Source organism: Dermacoccus barathri (assembly GCF_015070805.1).
In the GTDB taxonomy this organism is placed as follows: Bacteria; Actinomycetota; Actinomycetes; order Actinomycetales; family Dermatophilaceae; genus Dermacoccus; species Dermacoccus abyssi.
Map to the genome: position 1 here is coordinate 59,280 of NZ_JADCTK010000007.1, position 23,145 is coordinate 82,424.

Sequence of the window (23,145 nt, forward strand, 5' to 3'; positions counted from 1 at the left end):
CGCCGGAGCGAGGAACGGACGTCGAAGGGCTGAGCGATCAGTGCATGAACCGCCGGCGTAGGAGAACCGCACCTGCGGCGAGCACCCCCGCAACGGCCAGGCCCGTCAGCCTCACGCGAGAACTCGCCGCCGTGTGCGCCGGCGCCTCGTAGTCGGTCTGCACAGTCGGTCCGACGGCCGCAGGGGCCTGAGCCTGCGGCGCTGCTGCCGGCACGGCAGCCGGACGGGCCACCACGGGCGACGCGGGGCGCGGGGCGACTGCACGCGGCGTGGCGACCGGGGCCTTCGGCGTCATCGGCTTCGAGACGGGCTTCGGGGCCACGACGCCGCAGCGCAGCGACGTCGAGGTGCGGGCGCCGACGGCACCCGTGGCCGGGTTGACGAAGGCGACCGCGTGGCGGCCGTTCGGCACACCGATGGCTCCGTAGTCGTGGCTCTGCGGCAGCACTCGGGCGCCGGCGTACCCGCGACCGTCGAGGGTGACGTTCCAACGCGCTTCGGTCGCCGCAAGGTTGATCGCCCAGACGCCGATGTAGCCTTGGCCCTTGTCGCACACGGAGCCGAGAATCTCGACCGCCGCGGGATAGCGGATACCCATTTCCTCCGCGATCTGGTGACGCTCGGCCACCGAGGCGTTCTTGATCGTCCAGGCGAGGATCTCGTCGTCGTTCGTCGCGTCCTCGGGGTGCTTCGGCGCCTTCATACCGAAGACCTTCTCCGGCACGGCGCCGGAGGGCTTCGACGTGGGCTCTCCCGCTGGCGTCTTGACCGGCATCCTGGCTGCGGGCTTCGGCGCAGGTGTCACCGTCGCGGACCGCTCGAGCGTTGTGGCGGCGGCCGGGCCCGCGGACGGGACGGTTGCTGCGGGCACAGTCTGAGGGGCTCGCGTCGCCCTCGCCGCGTCGGTCTCCTCCGCAGCCTCCTGCTGGCCCGTCGTTGCCGGAGCCACCTTCGCCGCGTCGTCGGCCGTCAGCACGACCGGGGGCGTGACATCGGCGGCCGCTGCACTGGGGGCGATGGCGAGCCCGCCGAGAACGAGTGCGGGGAAGAACGCCGAAGTGACGGCGGTGCGACGCAGACGCGTACGCAGGAGGGAAGAGGGCACGAAGACTCCGGGGAAAGCGCAGAAGAAGGCGCGACGACGTCGCAAGACGAATCGTCCCACGCGCTCGGCCCGGAGAGGACACCCAGCTGACATTGTGACCAACTTGTTGCGTGAGCACGCAAAAGGCCCGGAACATCTTGTGAGGTTCCGGGCCTTCTGTGGTCCGACGTGGGACCGCAGTAGCGGGGACAGGATTTGAACCTGCGACCTCCGGGTTATGAGCCCGGCGAGCTACCGAGCTGCTCCACCCCGCGTCGGTATGCCTCAACTTTAAGAGCAGGTGAACGGAATACGCAAATCGGTGGCGGCGTGAGGTGCCTCACGCCGCCACCGACGCGCCTCACTTCGCCGTGACCGAGCCCGACGGCGCGGCCGACGTGGCCGAGTCGAGAGCCTTCTGCAGACGCTGCTGCGCCTCGCCGTAGGCCTTCCAGTCGCCCTTCTTCATGGCGGCCTGCCCGTCGTCGTACGCCTTCTGCAGATCCTTCAGGGCCTTGTCGAGCGTTGCGTTGGACGAGGTCGACGGCTTCGTCGTCGAATCCTTCCCGGAGTCCTTGCCCGAATTCGCGTCGTCCTGGGACGGCTGCGGCGCCCCGTCCGCTCCGGAGTCTCCTGCGAACAGATCGTCGAGTGCCGCCTCGAGGGTCGGCGCCCATGCGAGCTTGTTGCCGAACCCGACGACGACGGCGCGCTGCAGCGGGTAGGACGTGGCACCACGGGCCTGGACGTAGATCGGCTCGACGTAGAGGAAGCCGCCCCCGACGGGCAGCGTGAGCAGGTTGCCGCGCGCCACCGTCGAACCGGACTGTCGCGCCTGGCTGAGGAACTGCGTGAGGGGCACGCTGCCGTCGGCGGAGGTGCGCGTCGTCGAGTCGAGGTCGTTCTGGAACTGCGCCGGACCAGTGACCGAGGTCGAACCGGGCATCTCGAGCAGGCGTACCCGCCCGTAGCTCGAGGCCTTCTTACCCGCCTCGGAGCCCGCGTCGGAGTCGACCGACAGGTAGCCGGTGAGGTTCTGTCGCGAACCGACCGGAATGTAGGTGGACGTGAGCGAGTAACTCGGCGCCTTCTGCCCCGGCATCGCGAGCGTGAGGTAGTACGGCGGCTGAGGCTGGCCCTTGGCGTTCTCACCGGCCGTCGGGTCGTCCGGCACCTGCCACTGGTCGCTCGCGTTGAAGAACTCACCCGCATCGTTCTGGTGGTAGGTCTCGAGCACCGTTCGCTGCACCTTGAACAGATCCGAGGGGTAACGGACGTGAGAGACGAGGTCGGCGCTCATCTGCGACATCGGCTTCACCGAACCGCCGAACGCCTTCGTCCAAGCCTTGAGCATCGGGTCGTTCGGCTCCCACGCGTAGAGCTTCACCTCGCCGCTGTAGGCGTCGACCGTGGCCTTGACCGAGTTGCGGATGTAGTTGACCTGGCCGTCACGCAGCGCACGGACGTTGCGCGAGGTCGCCGTCGTCGAGTCCGAGGTCGCACCGGAAAGGTTCGACTTCGCCGCGCCCGGGTAGTTGTCGCTCGTCGTGTACCCGTCGACGATCCACTGCACGCGCCCGTCGACGACGCTCGGGTAGACGTCGCCGTCCGTGGTGAGCCACGGCGCCACGGCCTTGACGCGCTCGGACGGGTCGCGGTTGTCGATGATGCGGCTGCCGTCGCTCACCGCGTCGGACAACAGGATGTTCTTGTCGCCGTACGTCACGGCGTACGCGAGACGGCTCATCGGGTTCGACAGCGCCACGCCGCCCTTGCCGGCGTAGCGCGTGCGCTTCTGCTCACCGGAGGCGTCGGGGTGGTCGAGTTCGCGAGCGCCCTGGCCGCCGACGATGGAGAAGCCGGGCATGTCCTCGCCGAAGTAGATACGCGGTTCGTACTTGCCGAGCACCCCGCTCGTCGGCATGTCCTTCTCGACGAAGACGGGCGCACCCTCGGACGTGAGCTTTCCGCCGTCGGCCGCAACGACGCCGTAGCCGTGCGTGTACACGGTGTGGTCGTTGACCCAGTTGCGCTGCGAGGCGGGCACACCAGCGAGGTTGAGGCCGCGTACCGCAACGACGGTGTCGCGCTTCTCGCCGTTCGTCGTGTAACGGTCGACGTCGAGGCTGGCCGGGAAGCGGTAGTAGTTCACGCGCCCCTGCAGCTGCTGGAACGTGGCGCCGACGACGGTGGGGTCGAGCAGGCGGATACCGCGCATCGTCGCGGTGTCACCACGCAGCTGCCCACCGGATGCGTCGGTCGTCGCGCTGTAGCTGCGCCGATCGATGTCGCCGAGCCCGTAGGCCCTCATCGTGGCCGCCATCGCGTCCTTGATGTACGGGGTCTCCTTGCTCGCCTCCGAGGGCTTGACCTGGAAGCGCTGGACGAACGCCGGATACACCTGACCGACGAGCACCGCCACCGCCGTCATCATGGCGACGCCGACGAGCGGTACGCGCCAGGTGCCCGTCACGATGGTCGCGATGAACATGGCCGCGCAGCACAGCGCCGCGAGGGCGAGGACGCCGCGCGTCGGAATGATCGCGTGATCGACCGTGTACGTGACGCCGGTGATGCGCGATCCCGCAGCCGTCGTGCTCTCGTAGCGCGACAGCCAGAAGGAACCGGCGCGCACGAGCAGGAGCGCAGCCGCGAGGACGCACAGGTGCACGCGAGCCGCGGCCGACGTACGGGGGCTGCGGGAATGAGCGCCTCCCCCGGCACCGCGGAAGTTGAGGCCGCCGTAGAGGTAGTGCGCGAGCAGCGCCGCCAGGAGGGCGAGCATGAGCACCATCGTGAGGAAGCCGACGAGAAAGCTCAGCCACGGCACGGTGAAGACGAAGAAGCCGATGTCCTTGTTGAAGTGGGCGTCCTTCGTGCCGAACGGAACACGGTTCAACCACAGGAGGGCGAGCTTCCACTGCGAGGCCGCTGTCGCGCCACCGAAGAAGCCGACGAGCGCCGGGACGGCCATCCACACTCGGCGACGGATCGGCTCGAAGGCGCCGCGGTAGCGCTCCATGACGAGCTCATCGTCGGATTCCGGCACGATGACGGGCCGTGCCCGGTGCGCCACGGCGAGGGACGTCCAGACCGCGCCGCCGGTGAGGAGCGCCCCGATGACGAACAGCACGCCCTGGGTGATCCACTGGGTTCGCAGCACGCCGACGAAGCCGACGGAGTCGAACCAGGCCCACTGCGTCCACGCGCCGGCGACGAGCCGAACGAGGAAGATCGCTGCGATGAGCCCACCGACGACGAGCCCGAGGCGCCTCGCACGCTTGACCGAACGGGGGTCGAGAGCAACCTGCTGCTCGCCGCCTTCGGGCACCCGATCTGCAGGCACCGGCCCCACCCCTTCACCCGCGCAGCGCGCGTTCGTTCGCGCTCAGCGCGCAGACTCGTTCCAGCGTTCTGCCTCAACCTAACCCGTGGCCCACCTCACGCGTGCGGGCGGGGTCCCCGGGCCGCCTACGATGGGATCCATGAGTGCCGTCAAGCCCGTCCTGTCACCCCTGACCCGCTGTGCGCTCGAGACCGAGGTGCATGTCGCCTCCGAAGGGTGGGGCCAGGCGCCCCGGCTCTTCGCACTCGCCCGCAACGGCGAACTGTTGCGCGCCCAGCCCGCGCTCGCAGCCGTGCTCGGGGACATTGATCCCCACGAGTACTCCGCCATCGAGCAGGAGGACGCCATCGTCGGCGACGACCTCGAGAAGGCCCTCGGCCACACGGCGTGGCCCGATGACGTCGAAGGCGTGGCACTCGCGGTGGAGCGCATCATCGTGCCGCCGAGCGCGCAGACCGACACCTTCGGCACACGAGGCTCCACGACGGAGCGTCTCGCCTCTCACGCGGAGCGCGAGGACGTCCGCCTCCTCGTCGCTGCACTGCGTGGCGGCGAGATCATCACCCTCGTACGGCGCAAGGCCGAGGACAGCGACGACAAGGTTGCCATCGGAACGAACATCGCCCCCGGTCTCGTCGATGCGCTGAAGGCCACTCTCGCAGGCTGACGACCTCTCGGCGCCTCAACCGCAGCGGGCGAGGCCCTTCGTGTCGTTCTTCGCAATGCCTTCGACGGCCTTGACGGCCTCGTCGATCGTCGCCACGCGGTAGACGCTCAGCCCGTCCGGCACATTGCCCTTGAGTTCGGCGCAGTTGTCGGCCGGTGCGAGGAACGCCGTAGCACCCTCTTCACGAGCCCCGACGACCTTTTCCTTGACCCCGCCGATCGGCCCGACCTCGCCGACGGAATTCATCGTGCCGGTACCGGCGATGTGCTTGCCACCGGTGAGCGGGCCCGGCGTCACCGTGTCGTAGATCGCGAGCGTGAACATGAGGCCCGCGCTGGGGCCGCCCACGTCGCCGACGGCGAGCTTCACCGTGAAGGGCAGGGAGGCCTTGGGGTTGAGGGCCACTCCCATGACGGCACGCCCGTCGACCTCCTGTGTCGGCACCTCGAGCGTCATCGGCTTGCCGGCGCGAGTGATGCCGAGCTTCACCTTCTCCCCCGGCTTCACCTTCTTCATCTCCCGCTGCAGGGTCGGCGAATCCTTCACCGCCACGCCGTTGACGCTCGTGATGACGTCCTTGGTACGCAGGAGCTTCTTCGCGGCGGCCTTCTCGGAGACGGCGGCGATCTCGATCGTCTCCGGCACGGTGAATCCGGCCTTGCGGGCCGCGACCACCTCGGCGGCACTCTGCGAACCCGTCATCTCCGCGGCGTTTTGCTGCTCGACCTGCTCCCTCGTCGTCTCCGGAGCGAAGAGATCGGACTCCTTGTAGATCTCCGCGTGCGAGTCGGTGAGCGCAAAGGCGTACTCGAGGGCGCTCGGACGGTTGCCCGGGCCTCCGTACATCGAGACCGTCGTGAAGCGCAGCGAACCCGTCGTCGGATAGGTCTTCGTGCCGCTGACCTGGAGGATGCGCTTGCCGTCGAGCGAACCGAGCGTGTCCGGAGCCGGCCCGGGACGCAGGATGACGTACGGCACCTTGATCGCGACGGAGGCGATGAGGGCAGCCACGAGCAGCAGGAAGACGCCGAGGACGATCTTCGTTCGACGCTGCAGGGCCATCACGAGTGGGCCCGACTGATCGTGACGAAGGAGGCGCGGGAACTCATAGCGACCTTTCGATGTTGTACGGGGCGAGGTGCCGACCGCCGCTCATCCTCTCACCCGCGGCTGCAAGAACGCCGAGGAGTTCGAGTTGGTGCGAGCGGTAGTGTCGGTCGCAAAGCGACGACGCCCAGTGCGGAGGTTTCCATGCCCGACGTTCCCAACCCGATGAACCCCTACGGGGGCCGCGACGACGACGACGACCGCGACGAGAACCGGAACAACGGTGACGGTCTCGAGGACATGCTGCGCAATCTCATGGGCGGCGCCCCCGACGCCGGCATGGTCGACGCCCTGCGCCAGATGGGTCTGGGCAACATCGACCCTGCTCAGCTCGGCATGATGCAGGCCCAGTTCCAGGCCATGATGAGCGGCGACACCGGTTCTGCTTTCAACGAGCGCATGGCCGGTGACGTGGCCCGCCGCGTCGTCGCCGCTGAAGGTGACCCGAGCGTCCCCGCCTCGACGCAGAGCGATGTCGCCCAGGTGGCGCAGGTCGCCAACCTGTGGCTCGACGCCGTCACAGACTTCGCCGCGCCGAGCGCCCGCCCCCGCGCTCTGTCACGCAGCGAGTGGATCGAAGCGACGATGCCCACGTGGCGCAAGGTCGTCGAGCCGGTGGCCACCGGCGTCGGCAACGCCGTCTCCGACGCGATGATGAAACAGCTCGGTCAGATGGACGCCGGCGACCTCTCCCAGCTCGGCATCCCCGAGGGCATGCTGCCCGCGGGCTTCGACATCTCGAGCCTGTCGTCGCAGATGACGCCGATGCTCAAGCAGATGAGCAGTTCGATGTTCGGCATGCAGGTCGGCCAGGCCATCGGCGCTCTGGCCGGGGAATCAGTCACCGGCACCGAGGTTGGCCTGCCGCTCGTCACGCCGAACGCCGTGATGATCCTGCCCGGCAACGTCGCGTCGTTCGCCGACGGCCTCGGGGTCGACGCCGGTGAGGTGCACCTCTACCTCGCCGTGCGCGAAGCAGCCCGCGTCCGCCTCTACGAGCGTGTGCCGTGGTTGGGCGCCGCCCTCATCGCAGCCGTGCAGAGCTACGCCGGCGACATCCGCATCGACACCGAGGCCATCGAGGAGAAGGTGCGCGACATCGACCCCTCCGACGCCGAGGCGATGCAGGAGGCCCTCGCCGGCAACCTGTTCTCCCCCGAGCCGTCGCCGGAGCAGAAGCGCGCCCTTGCCCACCTCGAGACGCTGCTCGCGCTCGTCGAGGGCTGGGTCGACGTCGTCACCGACGAGGCCGTGCGCGGCCACCTGCCCAACGCAGCGGCCCTCTCCGAGGCCGTGCGCCGCCGTCGCGCGTCGGCCGGCCCGGCCGAGAAGACGTTCAGCTCACTCGTCGGGCTCGAACTGCGTCCGCGCCAGATGCGCGAGGCCGCCGACCTGTGGCGCAAGCTCGCCGAGGCGTCCGACGCGGCCACGCGTGACGAGGCGTGGGGTCACCCCGACTTCATTCCGACCGCGGACGACATCGCCGACCCGGAGGGCTACATCGCCAAGCGCACCGGCGCCGAGGTGGCCCAGCCCGAACGCGACGCCATGGACGACGAGCTCGAAGCGCTGCTCACGCAGGGGCGCGCCGAGTGGGACGCCGACCGCGCCGATGACGCTCCTGGCGCGTCTACCGCCGGCGCGACCTCCGACACGCCGGACTCCGGCGACGCGAAGGCCGGCGACCCCGACGCGCGGCCGAGCGGCGACGCCTCGGACCCGCGTCACGGTGCGGCAGAGAACCGCTCCGAGGGTGACGAAGACAAGGACGACGACGGAGACGACGCGCCTTCGGGTCCGTCCGACTCCGAGAAGTGAGCCCCGCCCACCAGGCAGAGCCCATGCCGGAGGGGTTCGTGCTCCTGCGCGACGACGCCCGCGCTGCGCTCACGGCGTGGCAGGCGCCGACTGACGCCTTGGAGGCGACGCGAGCGCGGATGCTCGACGTCCTCGAGGCCGAGCCGCAGTGCATGTGGCGCCACGGCGTGCGAACGCACTTCACAGCCTCACTCGTCGTGCTCGACGAGTCACTCGAGCACGTGGCGTTGACGCTGCACGGCAAGGCGAAGCGGTGGTTCCAGTTCGGCGGGCACCTCGAAGCAGGCGACGCGAGCGTCCGCGACGCGGCGGCCCGCGAGGGGCGTGAGGAGTCAGGTCTCGGGGATCTCCTCGTGAGTACCGACCTCGTCCAGGTCGACGCGCACGCGTTGCCGCCCGTCTTCGACTGGTGCCGTGAACACCTCGACCTGCGCTACGCCGCGATCGCCCGGAGCGGCGACCTCGTCATGAGTGACGAGTCGGACGACGTGCGGTGGTGGCCGGTCTACACGTTGCCCGCGGGTACCGAGGACTCCCTCGTCGAAGCGATCCACCTGGCGCGCGAGAACCTCTCCGCCCGAACCTGATTCGCCGACACGAAGCTCAGCCCGCCACCTCACGCGGAGGTGGCGGGCTGATGCGTTCGGGGCGTCAGCTGTGCGCCTCGGCGTCGAGAGAGAAGGTCGCCGTGAGCCGGCGCAGAATGTTCTCCGCTTCGGCGACCGTACGCGTCACGATCTCGCCGGCGGGGACGATGTCGTGGATGAGGCCCTGCACCATGCCCGCCGTCCAGATACCGGCCTCGAGGTCGCCGTCCTCGTAGACCTTCTTGCCGCGCGAACCGGCAACGAGATCGCGAACGTCGGCGAATTCGCCTCCGTCCGCGAGGATCTGGACGACCTCGCGACTGATGCTGTTGCTCGCCACACGGGCCGTGTTGCGCAGCGGGCGGAAGATGAGTTCGGTGTCGCGCTCCGTGGCGTCGACGATCGCCTTCTTAACGCCGTCGGCGATGGGCGACTCGGTCGTGCACATGAACCGGGTGCCCATGTTGACGCCGTGCGCGCCGAGGGAGAGCGCCGCCGCGAGCCCGCGTCCGTCGGCGAAACCGCCCGAGGCGATAAACGGAATGCTGAGCGCGTCGGCGGTCGCGGGTACGAGCACGAGCCCCGTCACGTCGTCCTCGCCGGGGTGGCCCGCACACTCGAAGCCGTCGATGCTCACCGCGTCGACACCGATGCGCTCCGCCTTGAGCGCGTGCCGCACGCTCGTGCACTTGTGAACGACGCGAATGCCGGCGTCCTTCAGCTTGGGCATGAACGGCTCGGGGTTGGCGCCGGCCGTCTCGAGGATCGTCACGCCGGATTCGATGATCGCGTCGAGGTACTCCTCGTACGGCGGCGGGTTGATGCTCGGCAGGATCGTGAGGTTGACGCCGAACGGCTTGTCCGTGAGTTCTCGCGCGGCCTCGATCTCCCGGACGAGCTCGGCCGGCGTCGGCTGGGTGAGGGCGGTGATGATGCCGAGGCCACCGGCCTCGGAGACGGCAGCTGCGAGGGGTGCCCGTCCGACGAACATCATGCCGCCCTGAACCACCGGGTGCTCGATGCCCAGAAGTTCCGTGAACCGTGTACGCATGCCTGGGAATTCCTTTCGTCGGGTACGTGCCTCCAGCGTGCCGGAAACCCCCGACCCACGAGGGTGAAGCCGGACGGTTTGGTCGACGCTGCCCACGACCCGAGATGCCCCGAACGAGCTCTGAGCCCCGGGAGGAAGTGGTCAGCGCACGACCGAGGGCGCGTCGTCACCGGGCGACGACGCCGCGTGGGCATCGGTCGCGGCTCGCTCACTGTTGTCGTCGCCGAGGCCGTGCTGAGGCAGCGCATCGGCGGTGCGGCGTGCTCCGAATGACGCCCCCGCGAGATAGGCCTGCGCGACGTCGTGTTTCGGGTCGGCCCGGACGATGGCCTGGAACGGCGCACCGTGACCGCGTTCCACGAGGTGCGCCACCTCGTGCAGGAGCACGGCGTCGACGACGTAGGCGGGCATACCCACCATGGCGTCGGACAGGCGGATCGAACCGTCGGCGGGTGAGCAGGAGGCCCAGCGGCTCGTCATGTTCGACACCCACCGCACCGACGACGGGACCGGCGCACCGGGAACGTACGTGCGGCTGAGCTGCCTCGCCCGCTCCATGAGGGCGTCGTCGTTGCGCGCCGAGCGGCTCTTGCGCGTCACTCGCCGAACGAGATCCTCGACGGCGCGCCGCTCCTCTCGCGCCGACATCGAAGCGGGCGCCAACACGACGACGACACCGTCCTCGAAGCGCGCCTGAATGGTGCGCTTACGGCGGCTGCTACGGCGAATCTCCACGGGCTGGTCGTCGATCGTGAGGTGGGTGGGGCGCCGATCGCTCGAGCTGGTCATGACGTGAACGCTAGTGGAGAGTGCTGACAACGCTCCGGCGCCTGTCCACAACCGCGACGGCTGTGGACAACGGCGGACTCGCTTCCCGACACGCGAGGCACGCTGAGTCGACTAAGCCACGTCCAGGAGACGGTGGCCAGGCACGAGGAGCGAGCATGTCCCAGCCCAGCGGCACGACCCCCACCCCGCACGTCGCCGAACGGCGAGCCCTGCGCCACCTCGTGCCCGAGGACCCCGAGCGCTCGAGGCGAGCGCCAGACGCGGCGGTCCGCGCGTGGCACGAGTTCGCCGAATCACTGGCCGCTCCCGTCCGGCGACCGTGCCGCGTTCTCGTCACCGGCCCGGATGCTCTCGTGCGCCCCGTCGTCTCCGTCGTGGCCGGCCTCGTCGACGCCGTCGGCGAATGGGACGGACGCCGTCCCGTGCCCGCCCCCGACCTGCTCATCGGCGCTCTGCCGTGGCGCTACGAAGCGATCGGGGACGTGCCCGATCTGCCGGGGCCGTTGATCGGACCTCGACCGGCCGTCCTTCCTCTGGCCTTCACCTCACGCACCGTCACGGTCGGCCCCGTCGCGGGCGCCGGGGGGCCGTGTCCCGACTGCGTCCACCCGGCCTTCGCCGCGGCAACGGTCAGGCCGGAGACCCCGGTCGCTCCGGCGCTTCACGCCTTCGCTGCCGGGGCCGCCGGCCTGTTCGTTCGCTCGTTCACGGCGTCGAACGTCAACGCCCTCTCGATGAGCCTGACCTTCGACATCGCGGCGCCCCAGGTGGAGCACCGCCTCTGGTCGTGCACCGCCTCGTGCCGCCGGGCGGCCTGAGCCCCGTCGGGCGCAGACCGCCGCGGTGACCGGTGACGGCATCACGCCGCGTTCTTGCGGGGGCGGCCGCGGGGACGCTTGCGCGGCACGACGACGCCGCGCTCGAACAGTTCACCGCCCCAGACGCCCCACGGCTCCTCGCGCTCCTTGGCACCGGCCAGGCACGCCCGGACGACGGGGCAGGTGCTGCACAGGGCCTTGGCGAACTCGACGTCGGCAGGCTGCTGCGCGAACCACAGTTCCGGGTCGGCGGTGGCGCAGGGAGTCTCTACCTGGGCCACCGCCACGGGTATGAGGTCTTCGAACAATGCGGTCATGGTGTTCCTCGCTTCACGGATGACGCCCGCTCATCGGGCGATGTGTCTCGGGCGGGTCCACCGGCTCGACGTGTCGACATCTCATCGACACGAAAGAAGCCGCGGACCCGGGTTTCGGATCTCGCGGCTTCGCTTCGAAGGCTGATGTGTGACTACACCAGACCCCCGAGCGGATGCGGGGAGAACCGAGAAAGGTGGGGACGACGCTTGCCGAAGCCGCGGGCACCGGCCGAAGCGATACTCGGCTTCTGTGCGGCGGCGAGGACGGCGCCGGTGCGCTCAGCGCCGGCGTGACCCAGGGCAGACGGGTACCCCGAAAGATCGAAGGTGAAACCCGTGCCGCAGGCCGCGCGGGCAGCGCGCAGGGAGGCGGACGTCGTCATCGTGGTGATGATGTCCATGAGGCACCTCCCTGGTCGGTCCGCTCGGCGAGCGGAGCTTTCTCGGTTCTACTCACGCGAATGCAAGGCATCCGCCGTGATGTGAGAACACAGTAGTCGGGCTATCGAGAAGCGGGCAACCGAATTAACGGTGAGATTTCTCGCGGCCCCGAAATCCGCGTCAGGCCGGGTCGAACTCTCCGAAGGCGCTCGGCGATTCGACCTCTGCCTCCGGGTCGGCGCCGGCGAGGACTGCGAGCACGGACGCGCCGTATTTCGTCACCTTCGAGGTGCCCACACCGGAGATGGCACGCAGCCCCGCCGGCGTCGTCGGACGCGTCTCGGCGATGGCGACGAGCGTCGCATCGGTGAAGATGACGAAGGCCGGCACCTTGTCGCGCTGCGCGGCGCCACGTCGCCACGTCTTGAGGGCCTCGAACTGCCCCTCATCGTAGGTGGCCGGGCATTCGGAGCAGCGCCCGATCTTGCGCTCGGCGGCCGTGTCGAGATCGCGGCCACAGGTGCGGCACTTCGCCGCCTTGACGGGCTTGCTCGTCCGGGTGCTGCGAGCGCCCGGACGGCGCGCAGCGGCCGCTCCTTCCAGTACCGAACCGGTGCCGTCGAGGAAACGGGACGGCGAGCGGGTGGCCCGTCCGCCCTCGTGACGGGCCAGCGCGAAGCTCAGGGAGAGGTTCTTGCGTGCTCGCGTGATGCCGACGTACATGAGGCGTCGTTCCTCCTCGATCGCCTCGGGTGTCGTGGCCATCATGATCGGCAGCAGCCCGTCGCTCGCACCGGCGAAGAAGACCGAATCCCACTCCAGCCCCTTGGCCGAGTGCAGGGAGGCGAGCGTGATGCCCTCGACCTTCGGTGCGTGTTGTTCCGCGGCCCGGCGGTCGAGTTCGGCGACGAACTGACGCACCTGGGCGCCGGGCACGGTGCGCGCGACGTCCTTGCTCAGTTCCACGAGCGACTGCAGCGATTCCCACCGCTCGCGGGTGGCCCCGGCAGCTGGCGGATGTGGCGACCACCCGGCGCCCATGAGGACGTCGGCGACGGTGTCGGGCAGGGGCTTGGAGCCGTCGTCGCTACGCGCTGCACCGCGCAGCAGGAGGATGCCCCGACGGACCTCCTCACGGTTGAAGTACCGCTCGCCCCCGCGGATCTGGTACGGCACGTCGGCATCCGCGAGCGCCGTCTCGAAGGCCTCGGACTGGGCGTTGGTGCGGAAGAGGATGGCGATGGTGCTCGGCTTCTCCCCTGCCTTGAGGAGGGCGCGGATGTCCTCCACGACGCCGCGCGCCTCGGCCGCATCGTCGGGGTAGGTGACGAGGCGCGGCGTCGTGCCGGACCCGCGCTGGGCTTGGAGCGTCACGCTGCCGAACGCGCGGTCGGCCTTCTTCATCACCTCGTTGGCGAGCGTGACGATCTGCGGCGTCGAGCGATAGTTGCGCACGAGTTCGACGCGCTTCGCGCCCTCGAACTTCGACGCGAACGTGCGCAGATGACTGGGCGATGCGCCGGTGAACGAGTAGATCGTCTGGGCCGGGTCGCCCACGACGCACAGGTCCTTGCGCTCGCCGAGCCACAGCGACAGCAGGTGCTGCTGGACGGCGTTGACGTCCTGGTACTCGTCGACGATGAAGTGGCGATACTGATCGCGCACGGTGCGGGCGATGTCCTCGCGCTCGGCGAGGATGCCGGTCATGAGCAGCAGCACGTCCTCGAAGTCGATGACGTTGCGCGCGGACTTCACGTCCTCGTACGCGTCGAGGAGCCGCGCCATGGCCGTCAGGTCGAGGTCGGCCGGCTGACGGCCGGCTCGTCGAGCCGCGACGGGGTAGGTCTCCGGAGTGAGCATCGAGACCTTGGCCCACTCGATCTCGGAGGCCACGTCACGCAGTGCAGTGCGGTCCATCTGCAGGCGCAGGCGCCCGGCCGCCTCGCCGACGATGCTGCCCTTCGTCTTGATCACCTCGGGGGCTCCTCCACCGATGGCCTGGGGCCAGAAGTACTGCAGTTGCTTGAGTGCCGCCGAGTGAAAGGTGCGGGCCACGACCTGCGGGACGCCGAGATCGCGCAGTCGCGTGCGCATCTCACCGGCCGCGCGGGCCGTGAACGTGACCGCCAGGGTGCGCTGGCCGACGAGCGCACCGGAGTGGACACCGTAGGCGATGCGGTGTGTGATGGCGCGGGTCTTGCCGGTGCCCGCACCCGCGAGCACGACCATGGGGCCGAGCGGGTTCGCGGCCACCTCGCGCTGCCCCGGGTCGAGCCCTTCGAGCACCGCGTCGGCATCCATCGTCCCTGGGGAGACGGAGCTCACGCGCTGCCCCCTTCGACGCCGTCGGGCAGCTCGGCGCCGTACCAGTGCTCGATGAGGGAGCGGGCGATCGAGATGCGCCCCGGCAACCGCAGCGTGCCCTCGGCGAGGCCGCGATCGACGTCGGCGCGCGAATACCAGCCGATTTCCTCGATCTCGCCGTCCTCCGGGGTCAGCGCTGTCGTGCGAGCCGTGGCGACGAAACCGACCATGAGCGAGGCCGGGAACGGCCACGGCTGGTTACCGAGATAGCGCACGTCGTCGACGACGACGCCGGACTCCTCGAAGGTCTCCCGTGCGACGGCGGCCTCGAACGATTCGCCGGGCTCGACGAAGCCCGCGAGCACCGAGCGGTGCGGGCCCTTCCAGCGCGGCCCCCGGGCGAGCAGGATGCGCTCGTCGTCCCGGCCCTCACCGGGGTGGACGACGGCCATGATGACGGCGGGATCGGTGCGCGGGAAGTGCGACGACCCGTCGTTCGGGCAGTAGCGCACCCATCCCGCCTGACGCGGCAGCGTGGCGCCACCGCAACGCGGGCAGTGCCCGTGCGTGGCGTGCCAGTGCGAGAGCGCAACGGCCGTCGTCAGGGCCGCCAGGTCGTCGTGGTCGAGGTCGAGGGCCACATGACGAAGCGTGAGCAGATCCTCGCGGGAGTCGTCGGCCGGACGCAGAAGCGCGAGGCGAACAGACTCACCCGCGCGCCCCAGGTAGAGCACGACACCCTCGTTCTCGTACCAGTCGAGGTCGGCTGCGGAGGGCGCCCGCCACCCGAGCGCACGCCCGTCCAGCGCCGTGCGATCACCGAAGACCTCGAGCACCTTCGTCGAGGCGTCCTGCAGCAGCCCACGGACGAAACCGTGCCCGGCGCGGGCCGCTGCGTCACGGTCGATCTCCGACGACGCAAGCAGGAGATTCGGCAAAGAAGGCGTGGCGTCGGGCATGCCTCCCAGCGTAGGCGGCGGGTCCGACATACGGTGAAGGGGTGTTGCGCTCCCCCGTCCTTCTCGCTGCCCTCGCCGACGCTGCCGTGCCCGGCATCCGCCCCGTCAAGGTCGAAGGTCTCGCCGTGCCTGCCGGCGCGGTCTACCAGAGCGCCCACGTCACCGGCCAGGACGGCCGTGTCTGGGTGGTGCGCTCGGCCCTGACGGGTGCCGCGGGTGCCGAACTCGCTGCCTCGGACGCGCTCGTCCAGCTCCTCGACCGCCGCCTTGCGTTCGACCTTCCGCGGGTCGAGGGCTCGGCCCGCCCCAAGGAAGGGCCCGCGGTCGCCGTCTACGCCCAGCCGCGCGGTAACGCCCTGGAGTGGAACGACCTGCAGGGACGCACCGCGGCGGCGCGCGCCGTGGGTGTCGCCCTCGCGAAGCTTCACGACGTCGATCCGCGTGTTGTCGAGGAAGCCGGGCTTCCGAGCTACGACGCCGAGACCTACCGCCAGCGCCTGCTGGCCGATCTCGATCGCGCGGCCGACACCAAACGCGTACCGTCTGCGCTGCTTTCCCGCTGGGAAGAGGCCCTCGAGGCGCCCGAGCTCTGGCGTTTCTCCACGTGCGTGACGCACGGCCCGCTGCGCGGTGAGGACGTTCTCGTCGACGAGGGTGAGGTCAGCGCGATCACCGGGTGGGAGCACGCCGGCGTCGCGGACCCGGCCCGAGACTTCTCCCTCCTGTGGACACACGCCCCGCAACAGGCGTTCGACACCGCATTCGAGGCGTACGCCGCCGAGCGCTCCGACCGTCCCGACAGCTACCTCGAACGACGCATCCGCCTCATGGGCGAGATGGAACTCGCCTACGCACTGCTCGCGAGCCGCACGATGGGCGAAGAGGAACTGGTCGAGTACCACGCGGAAGCTCTCGAAGAGCTCGCTTTCGACATGGAGGACGACACGAGCCTCGTTCCGCCGCCGCGCCGTGCAGGCGTCGAGCCGATCGACCTCGAAGCTCCCCTCGACCCCGCCGACATCGAGTCGGTCGGCGAGGGCGACCTCGCCCCGGACGACGATCTCACCGTGGAGATTCCGGTGCGGGTGGCCCGCGCCGAGGGCGACGCCCCGGCCGAGGACGGAGCCACCTCCACGGGTGCCACCCGCGTGGACGCCGACACCCCGAAGACCCGCCTGCCACAACGCGAAAGCTGAGCTCGCTCGGCTTCCGTCACCCCTCGGTGGCGGTGACGAGCAACTCCTCGATCTCACGCTGGGTCTGCATCGGCGGGCGGTACGTCTCTCCGCTCGCGGCGTAGAAGAACGCCCCGTCGACCATGGCCGGGTCGAGCCCCTTGAGGCGCGCGTACGCGAGGGCGTACGTGGCGAGTTGAAGGCTGCGATGGCGCAACGTCGCGGCGTCCGGGCGGGCGCCTGTCTTCCAGTCGACGACGGTGACGCCACCGTCGGCGCGCGCGAAGACGGCGTCTATGCGACCGCGAATGGCGTAGCCCGCCACGACCGTTTCGACGGAGACCTCGAGATCGAGCGGGGTGCGCGCGGCCCATTCGCTCGCGAGGAAGTTCTCCTTCAGGCGCGGCAGGGCGTCATCGGTGGCTGGTTCCTCGTCGAAGAATCCGGGCAGCTCGTCGACATCGACGAGCGCAGCCGAGCCGTAGTGCTGCTCGACCCAGGCGTGGAACGCCGTACCGCGGCGCGCGGCGACCGCCGGCTCGCTCGGCATGGGTCGACGCAGGCGCCGCGCGAACGTGGCCGGATCGCTCGCGAGCGCGACGACGGCCGAGGCCGACAGGTGGGAGGGAAGCACGACCGAGCGATCCTCACGCCGACGCTCACGAGCGCGCTCTGCGAGAAGGAGTTCGACCTCGAGGTCGCGGTCCTCCGGGGTGCCTTCGAGCGGCAGGCCGGCCTGACCCGGTGCTTCGAGGTCCTCGCCCTCGGCGAGACGTTCGCGCGCCTGCTCGACGAGGCGGGCACCAGGCGTCATGGCTGCGCGGTGATCGGCCATCGCGTCGACGGGCCAGATGACCTCGTGCGCGTTCTCCTCGAGGGGGTTCGTCGGAGGTTCTCCGTCGACGAGCGTGGGCGGCATCGGCGACCACTGCAGCACCTCGGCCAGGTCGGCGGCGATCACCTCCTCGAGGAAGCTCGACGCCAACCGCGGCGACTTGCTCCCGCTCGTCCACGGCGCAGTGGTGAGGAGCATCTCCGAGCGAGCGCGGGTGAACGCAACGTACGCCAGGCGCCGTTCCTCGACACGCTCGTGAGCCTGGCCCGCCTCCCGGTAGACGCCGTAACGGTCGTTGAGGTCGTCCGAGTCAGCGGCGGTTCGCCAGCCGAACGCGGGAAGGCCGCCTCGGTCGCCGCGCAGGTCGTACGGGATGCTCGCGAGGCCCGAGAGCCAACCCTTGACCTTGTGCTGCGAGAAGGCCCACTCGTCGCCGGCCGCCTGCGTTCGCCCGTCGAGCCCGGGGAAGGAACCCTCGACGAGGCCGGGCACGGCGACGACATCCCACTCGAGGCCCTTGGCCGCGTGCACGGTGAGCACCTGAACGGCCCGGGGGTTCACCTCGATGGCCGGCATTTCCAGGCCACGTTCCTCCTCACGTGCAGCATCGAGCCAGTCGAGGAACCCTCCGAGCGTGGGACGCTCCGCCTGCGCCGAGAAGGTACCGGCGACGTCGGCGAACGCGTCGAGGTGAGCGCGCGCCGTCGACGGATCGTGCCCCGGCCGCGCGAGCACCTCGATGTCGAGTCCGAGCACTCGCTCGGCCTCACCCACGAAGTCGGCCAGCGGCAAACCGGTGAGCAGACGAAGTCGGTTCAAGGAGGTATGAAAGCCCGCCAGCCGAGCCAACGCCTCCGGCGAGAAGCGCTCGTCGTCCCGCCCACGCCACGATTCGTCTGGCAGTTCACCGATGGCTTCCACGAGGCTGATGTCGTCGCGGGTGCCTTCGGCGAGATCTGCCTCCCGGCGCGCCACCGGCGCGAGCAGACCCGGTGACACCTCGCCCTCCGAACGGCCCGGGGACTGGCCCTCCCCTGCGCTGCCGGCGGATTCGGCGGCACGCGCGAGCGCTGCAGCGGCCTCCTCGCGCTGACGCTCGTGCAGTTCACGGGCCCACGTGCCGAGGGCGTCGAGGTCGGCCGGGCCCAGGCGCATGGCCGGACCGGTGAGCAGCCGCATGAGGTGATCACCTCGACCCGGATCGTCGACGACCCAGAGCATCGAGACGAGATCGACGACCTCGGGGGTCTGCAACAAGCCGCCCAGGCCGACGGCTTCGGCCGGGATACCCTCGGCGTCGAGGGCTTCGAGAACCGGGACGAACTGAGAGCGCTTGCGGCACAGGACGGCTGCTGTTCGCTCGTGCCCGTCGGCAGTGACGACGGCACGTCGTTCCGCGATCCACCGCGCGACGTAGCGCGCCTCCTCGACATCCGTCTCGAGGCGGGCCGCCTGCACGGTGCCCGGCCCGGCGTCAGGACGCGCACGCAGCGGCTCGACCGGAACACGGGAAGCCAGGGTGAGGGGCGCCGCCACGACGTTGGCCACATCGAGGACGGCCTGGTCGTTGCGCCACGACGTCGACAGCGACGCCACCGGCGTCACGTCCTCACCCGGCAGAGCGAACTCCTGACGGAACGAGGCGAGCGTCGTGGCACTCGCGCCACGCCAACCGAAGATCGACTGGTGCGGGTCACCGACGGCGATGACGCCGGGACGCTGCTCACCGCGCGCGAAGACCGAGGCGAGGAAACTGATCTGCGCGGCACTCGTGTCTTGGAACTCGTCGAGCAGAACCGCGCGGTAACGCAGACGCTCCCCCTCCCCGATCTGCTCGAAGCGCTCCGCCAATCGCGCCGCGAAGGCGATCTGGTCGGAGAAGTCGAGGGCCGAGCGTTCGGCCTTCAGCCGCGTATAACCCTCGACGAGCGGAAGCAGTTGAAGATGTCCCTTGGCCTTGATCCGCAGCGCCTTTCCAGCGTCTCCCAGGCTGCGCTTGCGGGGTGCGTACGGGATCGTTTCGAGGCCGGCGAGCAGGCCCTCGTAGTAGGCGCGCAGATCGTCGACGTCGCGCTGGTGTTCCTTGAGTTCGCCGCTCGTGGCGAGAACCCCCGCGCTGACGCTCGCTTCACCCACCGTGATGTCGGACATGTCGCCGTCCCACGAGGCCACGACCTCATGGGCGAACTGCCAGGATGCCGACTCGGAGAGCATCCGGGAGTCGGGTTCGATGCCGAGGCGCAGCCCGTGTTCGCTCACGATGCGCCCGGCGTAGGCGTTGTAGGTGGAAACGGTGGGCGCCTCGCCGAGGCCTTCGGTGCCGTCCTCGTCCGCCTGTGGCTTCCATAGCCCGCTCGCCTCGAGCAGGCGCAGGCGCTGCCCGATGCGCTCGGCGAGCTCACCCGCTGCCTTGCGCGTGAAGGTGAGCCCGAGAATCTGCGCAGGATGCACGATGTCGTTCGCCACGAGCCACACGACCCGTGAGGCCATCGTGTCGGTCTTGCCCGAGCCCGCACCTGCCACGACGAGCAGCGGCTCGAGCGGAGCCTCGATGACGGCCTTCTGCTCCGGCGTGTGCCGGTAGCGCCCCAAGGCGTCCGCGATCTCGTCCGCGCTGACGTACCGCCGACCGTTCGACGCAGCCGTGGCGGGCTCGGTGGGGATGTCGCTCACAGCGTGCGTCCTTCCGGCTGGAGAGGGCAGGAACTCTTGACCGGGCAGATCGTGCATCCCGGGTTGATGGCGGCGCGGAACGTAGCCGCGCCCATCCCGTCGGCGGTGCGTTCCATGAGGTCGCGCGCCCAGGCGCTCGTTCCGACGGAGGCTTCGGTCGAAGCCTCGTCCCCGTCCGGATCCTGGCGGGATTCGTCGGCCACGAGGGGCGGTTGCACCTGGAGCTTGGCGGGACTTCGGCTGCTGTCGCCGGCGGCTTTGCCGAGCTGAACGAGTGCGGCGCCGCCGCTCGTCACGCCCGGACCGAAGGCTCCCGCTTCGAGCGCGGCCTGGTAGGCGGCCAGCTGCGGGTGCGCCGCCACCTCGGCATCGTTGGGCTTGGACCCGCCCGTCTTGTAGTCGATGATGCGCAGGCCGCGGCCGTCGTGGCTCTCCAGCCGGTCGACCATGCCGGAGATCTTGGCCCGGCCGATGACGGCACTGAAGGGCCGCTCGACTCCGGCGCCGGACCAACCGTCTGCCTTCGCGTCGGCGAGATAGCCCTCGAGCCGGCCGATCATGCCACTCGTTCGTTCCTTGGCGACCCTCGCCAGCCAGGTTTGGCCGAGCCCGAGACGTGGCCAGCGTTCATCGAGCGCGGCCTGCATCGCGGTGGGATCGGTGTCGGCGAACTCCTGCGCGATCTCGTGGACGAGGGTGCCGATGGTGCTTGCTCCGATCGAAGGGCCGAAGGCACCGTTCGTCGTGAGCAGCCAGTTGAGCGAACAGCGGTGGAAGCTCTCCACCTTGGACGGGCTCACCCGCACGACGCTCTCAGGGGCGCGCACCGGTCGGTCGTCGGACTGGGCGACGAGGGCCCACCAACTGCTCGGGTCAGCGCCCGGAACACCGGCTGCGGCGAGGCGGGCGAGGCGCCGGGAGGCTTCGTCCCGTTCGATCTCGTCGGTGGAGGCGAGCATCCGGCGCGCCTCCGCCACGACACCCGCCAACGTCATGGGGCGTGCCACCGAGGTGAACTCGCGCAAGGCGTCCGCTCCGGCCGACGTGGTGAGCGGGTCGACGATGTCGAGGTAGACGCTCGGCTGTTCGTCGTCGTCACGAACCGCTGTGACGAGAAGGTTCTCGCGCGCGCGGCTGACCGCCATGGCGAACTGCCGTGTCTCGTCGTACCGCACAGCGGCCTGACGCGCGGCCAGCGAACGGCCACGGCCCGCGAGGATGTCGACGAGTTCCTCCGAGCCGAGGACCGAACCACGCAGCCGAAGGTCCGGCCAGACGCCCTCCTGAACCCCGGCGACGACGACGGTGTGCCACTCGCGTCCGGCCGCGCCGGCCGGCGTGAGCAGCGCGACGGCGTCGTCGTCCGGCGCCGCCGCGACGAGGCGGTCACCGGGAACGTCCTGGCCGCGCACGTGGTCGAGGAAGTCGCGTACCGCGGCGCCGGGCAACCGGTCGGCGTATGTGGCCGCTGCCCCGAAGAGCGCGACGACGGCGTCGAGGTCACGGTCGGCTCGAGTGCCGGCCACGCCACCGCTGAGGGCGTTCGCCTCCCACGGCTCGGCGAGACCACTGGCCTGCCACATGGCCCACAGCACGTGCTCCGCGTCGCCGGACTCACCGGATTGGGCGAACGCGGCTCGTCCGGCGTCGAGGACACGCGCCACCCGACGAGCCGGGGTGCCCTCCGGGCCGAGCGACGCGAGCAGGACGGGCTCGAACAGCGCAGCACCGAGTAGTTCGTCGGAGGTGCGAGCGCCACCGAGTGCCAGTTCCTCGCGCCGCAGCGCACGCCGCAGCCGCCGCAGGACGACCGGATCCGCCCCGCCGAGCGGGGAGGTGAGCAGATCGAGCGCGAGGTCACCGGGCACCGTCTCTTCCCCCGCTGTGACGAGGTCGAGGGCGGCCAGGAAAGGACGTACCGCCGGTTCGTCCCGCAGCGCGAGTGAGGCGGGCGGGATGGCGACGGGAACCTTGGCGGCATTGAGCGCCCGACGCAGCGCCGTGGTCATGCCGGAGCCGCGCACGATGACCGCCATGTCGCGCCAGGCCACCCCGTCGACGAGGTGGGAGCGGCGCAACGTACCGGCGATGTGCGCTGCCTCCTGCGAGGCGCTACGCAGCAATGCGACGTGGACCTGACCGCCCGGTCGCGTGGTGACGCTGCGGTGCGCCGCACCGTCGACCGCACCGATACGGGCGCTGACGCGTTCGCGGACGGCCGCCAGGGCGCGCGGCGCGCGATGCCCCACGCCGAGCGTGAGACGCCGCGTGGCGCCGTGATCCTCGGCGACCTCGGCCATGTAGCGCGGGTCGGCTCCCCGGAAGCCCTGCACCGTGACGTCCGGGTCTCCGATGAGCACGAGTCGTTGCGTTGCCCCGACGAGCGTTCGAAGGAAGACGACGCCTGCGCGGGTGAGCTCCTGCGCATCGTCGACGACGACGAGCGAGAACTGCGAGCGGTACTGGGCGAGCAGGTCGTCGTTCGAGCGGAGCGCCTCGGCGGCCGCGCCGAGGATCCACGCCGGGTCGAACGCCCCGGGGCGCGACAGCGCCGTGACGTCGTCGTACTCGTCGAGGACGCTCGCCGCGGCACACCACTCGGGTCGGCCGTGCTCGTGGCCCAGTGCCACCAGCTCGTCCGACGAAAGGCCCCACTCCACGGCACGCATGAGCAGGTCACGCAGTTCGTTGCGCAGGCCGCGGGTGGGCAGTGCCTCGCTCAGATCGGCGGGCCAGTTCGGCACACGGCCCAGCCCGGCGCGGTGTCCCGCGAGCAACTCCTTGATCACCACGTCCTGCTCCGGCCCGGCGAGCAGCCGCGGCGCGGGAAGCCCCTCAAGAGCGGCGCGGGCGCGCAGGATGCCGAAGGCGAGCGCCTGCGGCGTTCGGGCGATCGGTTCGCTCGATGTACCTCCGACGCGCGTGGTCACCCTGGCCCGCAGCTCGCCGGCGAGCGTGCGCGTGGGCGAGAGCAGAACGCAGGCGTCCGGGGCCAGGCCGTCGCGGACTGCCTGAGCCACGAGTTCCACCGCGAGCGTCGACTTGCCCGTACCCGGCGCGCCCACGACGTGCAGCACTCGGTCGTCCGCGTCGAGCACCGCCTGCTGTGTCGCATCGAACAGCATCGCGGCCGCGGGGTCGCCGCCGGGTGTGGCGCGCGGCATCGAGCGGAGCTGGAGCGGTGGCGTCGACATGTGCGTCATCCCATCACCTGCCACCGACAACCGCGCAACG

At 70.2% G+C, this 23,145-nt stretch carries 16 protein-coding genes and 1 tRNA gene; 5 read left to right on the top strand and 12 right to left on the bottom strand.

The features are described 5' to 3' along the window. Nucleotides 1-37 precede the first annotated feature (37 nt). From IM689_RS12895 to IM689_RS12905, 3 genes are all read right to left on the bottom strand, one after another. Complete coding sequence (locus IM689_RS12895) at nt 38-1,105, bottom strand: hypothetical protein (protein ID WP_193644302.1); 1,068 nt, start codon at nt 1,103-1,105, stop codon at nt 38-40. A gap of 180 nt (nt 1,106-1,285) precedes the next feature. Next, nucleotides 1,286-1,359 (bottom strand) — tRNA-Met (locus IM689_RS12900). 86 nt (nt 1,360-1,445) lie between these two features. Then, nucleotides 1,446-4,430 (bottom strand): UPF0182 family membrane protein, encoded by a 2,985-nt coding sequence (locus tag IM689_RS12905; protein ID WP_319803886.1) that lies wholly within the window; start codon nt 4,428-4,430, stop codon nt 1,446-1,448. 139 nt (nt 4,431-4,569) lie between these two features. Here IM689_RS12905 and IM689_RS12910 point away from each other — a divergent pair, with 139 nt between their 5' ends. Continuing rightward, nucleotides 4,570-5,097 carry a PPA1309 family protein gene (locus IM689_RS12910; protein ID WP_227484842.1) on the top strand — a complete coding sequence of 176 codons (528 nt, stop codon included), beginning with the start codon at nt 4,570-4,572 and terminating at the stop codon, nt 5,095-5,097. A gap of 15 nt (nt 5,098-5,112) precedes the next feature. Here IM689_RS12910 and IM689_RS12915 read toward each other — a convergent pair whose 3' ends face one another. Further along, nucleotides 5,113-6,159, bottom strand: coding sequence for a YlbL family protein (locus IM689_RS12915; RefSeq protein ID WP_193644303.1), 1,047 nt, complete (start codon nt 6,157-6,159; stop codon nt 5,113-5,115). Between the two features lie 189 nt (nt 6,160-6,348). On the opposite strand from IM689_RS12915, the gene IM689_RS12920 reads away from it, so the two are divergent. Both IM689_RS12920 and IM689_RS12925 read left to right on the top strand, forming a co-directional pair. Then, nucleotides 6,349-8,022, top strand: coding sequence for a zinc-dependent metalloprotease (locus IM689_RS12920; RefSeq protein WP_193644304.1), 1,674 nt, complete (start codon nt 6,349-6,351; stop codon nt 8,020-8,022). Then, complete coding sequence (locus IM689_RS12925; RefSeq protein WP_319803887.1) at nt 8,019-8,609, top strand: NUDIX hydrolase; 591 nt, start codon at nt 8,019-8,021, stop codon at nt 8,607-8,609. The genes IM689_RS12920 and IM689_RS12925 overlap by 4 nt, the downstream gene beginning before the upstream one ends. Nucleotides 8,610-8,673: 64 nt before the next feature. On the opposite strand, the gene IM689_RS12930 is transcribed toward IM689_RS12925, so the two are convergent. Together IM689_RS12930 and IM689_RS12935 are read right to left on the bottom strand one after the other, a co-directional pair. Continuing rightward, nucleotides 8,674-9,660: an NAD(P)H-dependent flavin oxidoreductase gene (locus IM689_RS12930; protein WP_193644305.1), complete on the bottom strand. Its 987-nt coding sequence runs from the start codon at nt 9,658-9,660 to the stop codon at nt 8,674-8,676. A gap of 141 nt (nt 9,661-9,801) precedes the next feature. Beyond that, on the bottom strand, nt 9,802-10,449 hold the full coding sequence (locus IM689_RS12935) for a M48 metallopeptidase family protein (RefSeq protein ID WP_227484843.1): 648 nt from the start codon (nt 10,447-10,449) through the stop codon (nt 9,802-9,804). 155 nt (nt 10,450-10,604) lie between these two features. On the opposite strand from IM689_RS12935, the gene IM689_RS12940 reads away from it, so the two are divergent. Continuing rightward, nucleotides 10,605-11,267, top strand: coding sequence for a hypothetical protein (locus tag IM689_RS12940; protein WP_047310291.1), 663 nt, complete (start codon nt 10,605-10,607; stop codon nt 11,265-11,267). 41 nt (nt 11,268-11,308) lie between these two features. On the opposite strand, the gene IM689_RS12945 is transcribed toward IM689_RS12940, so the two are convergent. The 4 genes from IM689_RS12945 to nudC all read right to left on the bottom strand — a co-directional run bounded on the left by IM689_RS12945 (nt 11,309) and on the right by nudC (nt 15,228). Further along, nucleotides 11,309-11,584, bottom strand: coding sequence for a WhiB family transcriptional regulator (locus IM689_RS12945; protein WP_047310292.1), 276 nt, complete (start codon nt 11,582-11,584; stop codon nt 11,309-11,311). A gap of 152 nt (nt 11,585-11,736) precedes the next feature. Next, on the bottom strand, nt 11,737-11,985 hold the full coding sequence (locus IM689_RS12950; RefSeq protein ID WP_193644306.1) for a hypothetical protein: 249 nt from the start codon (nt 11,983-11,985) through the stop codon (nt 11,737-11,739). A gap of 160 nt (nt 11,986-12,145) precedes the next feature. Next, complete coding sequence (locus IM689_RS12955) at nt 12,146-14,266, bottom strand: ATP-dependent DNA helicase UvrD2 (RefSeq protein WP_193644359.1); 2,121 nt, start codon at nt 14,264-14,266, stop codon at nt 12,146-12,148. 20 nt (nt 14,267-14,286) lie between these two features. Beyond that, complete coding sequence (gene nudC, locus IM689_RS12960) at nt 14,287-15,228, bottom strand: NAD(+) diphosphatase (RefSeq protein WP_193644307.1); 942 nt, start codon at nt 15,226-15,228, stop codon at nt 14,287-14,289. A 41-nt stretch (nt 15,229-15,269) separates the two neighbouring features. Here nudC and IM689_RS12965 point away from each other — a divergent pair, with 41 nt between their 5' ends. Continuing rightward, entirely contained in the window at nt 15,270-16,424 is a 1,155-nt protein-coding gene (locus tag IM689_RS12965; RefSeq protein WP_193644308.1) for a phosphotransferase, read from the top strand. Nucleotides 16,425-16,440: 16 nt separating this feature from the next. Here IM689_RS12965 and IM689_RS12970 read toward each other — a convergent pair whose 3' ends face one another. Together IM689_RS12970 and IM689_RS12975 are read right to left on the bottom strand one after the other, a co-directional pair. Next, nucleotides 16,441-19,911 carry an ATP-dependent helicase gene (locus tag IM689_RS12970; protein WP_319803888.1) on the bottom strand — a complete coding sequence of 1,157 codons (3,471 nt, stop codon included), beginning with the start codon at nt 19,909-19,911 and terminating at the stop codon, nt 16,441-16,443. Next, nucleotides 19,908-23,105: an ATP-dependent helicase gene (locus IM689_RS12975; protein ID WP_227484844.1), complete on the bottom strand. Its 3,198-nt coding sequence runs from the start codon at nt 23,103-23,105 to the stop codon at nt 19,908-19,910. Before IM689_RS12975 ends, IM689_RS12970 begins: the two co-directional genes overlap by 4 nt. Between the last annotated feature and the right edge of the window lie 40 nt (nt 23,106-23,145).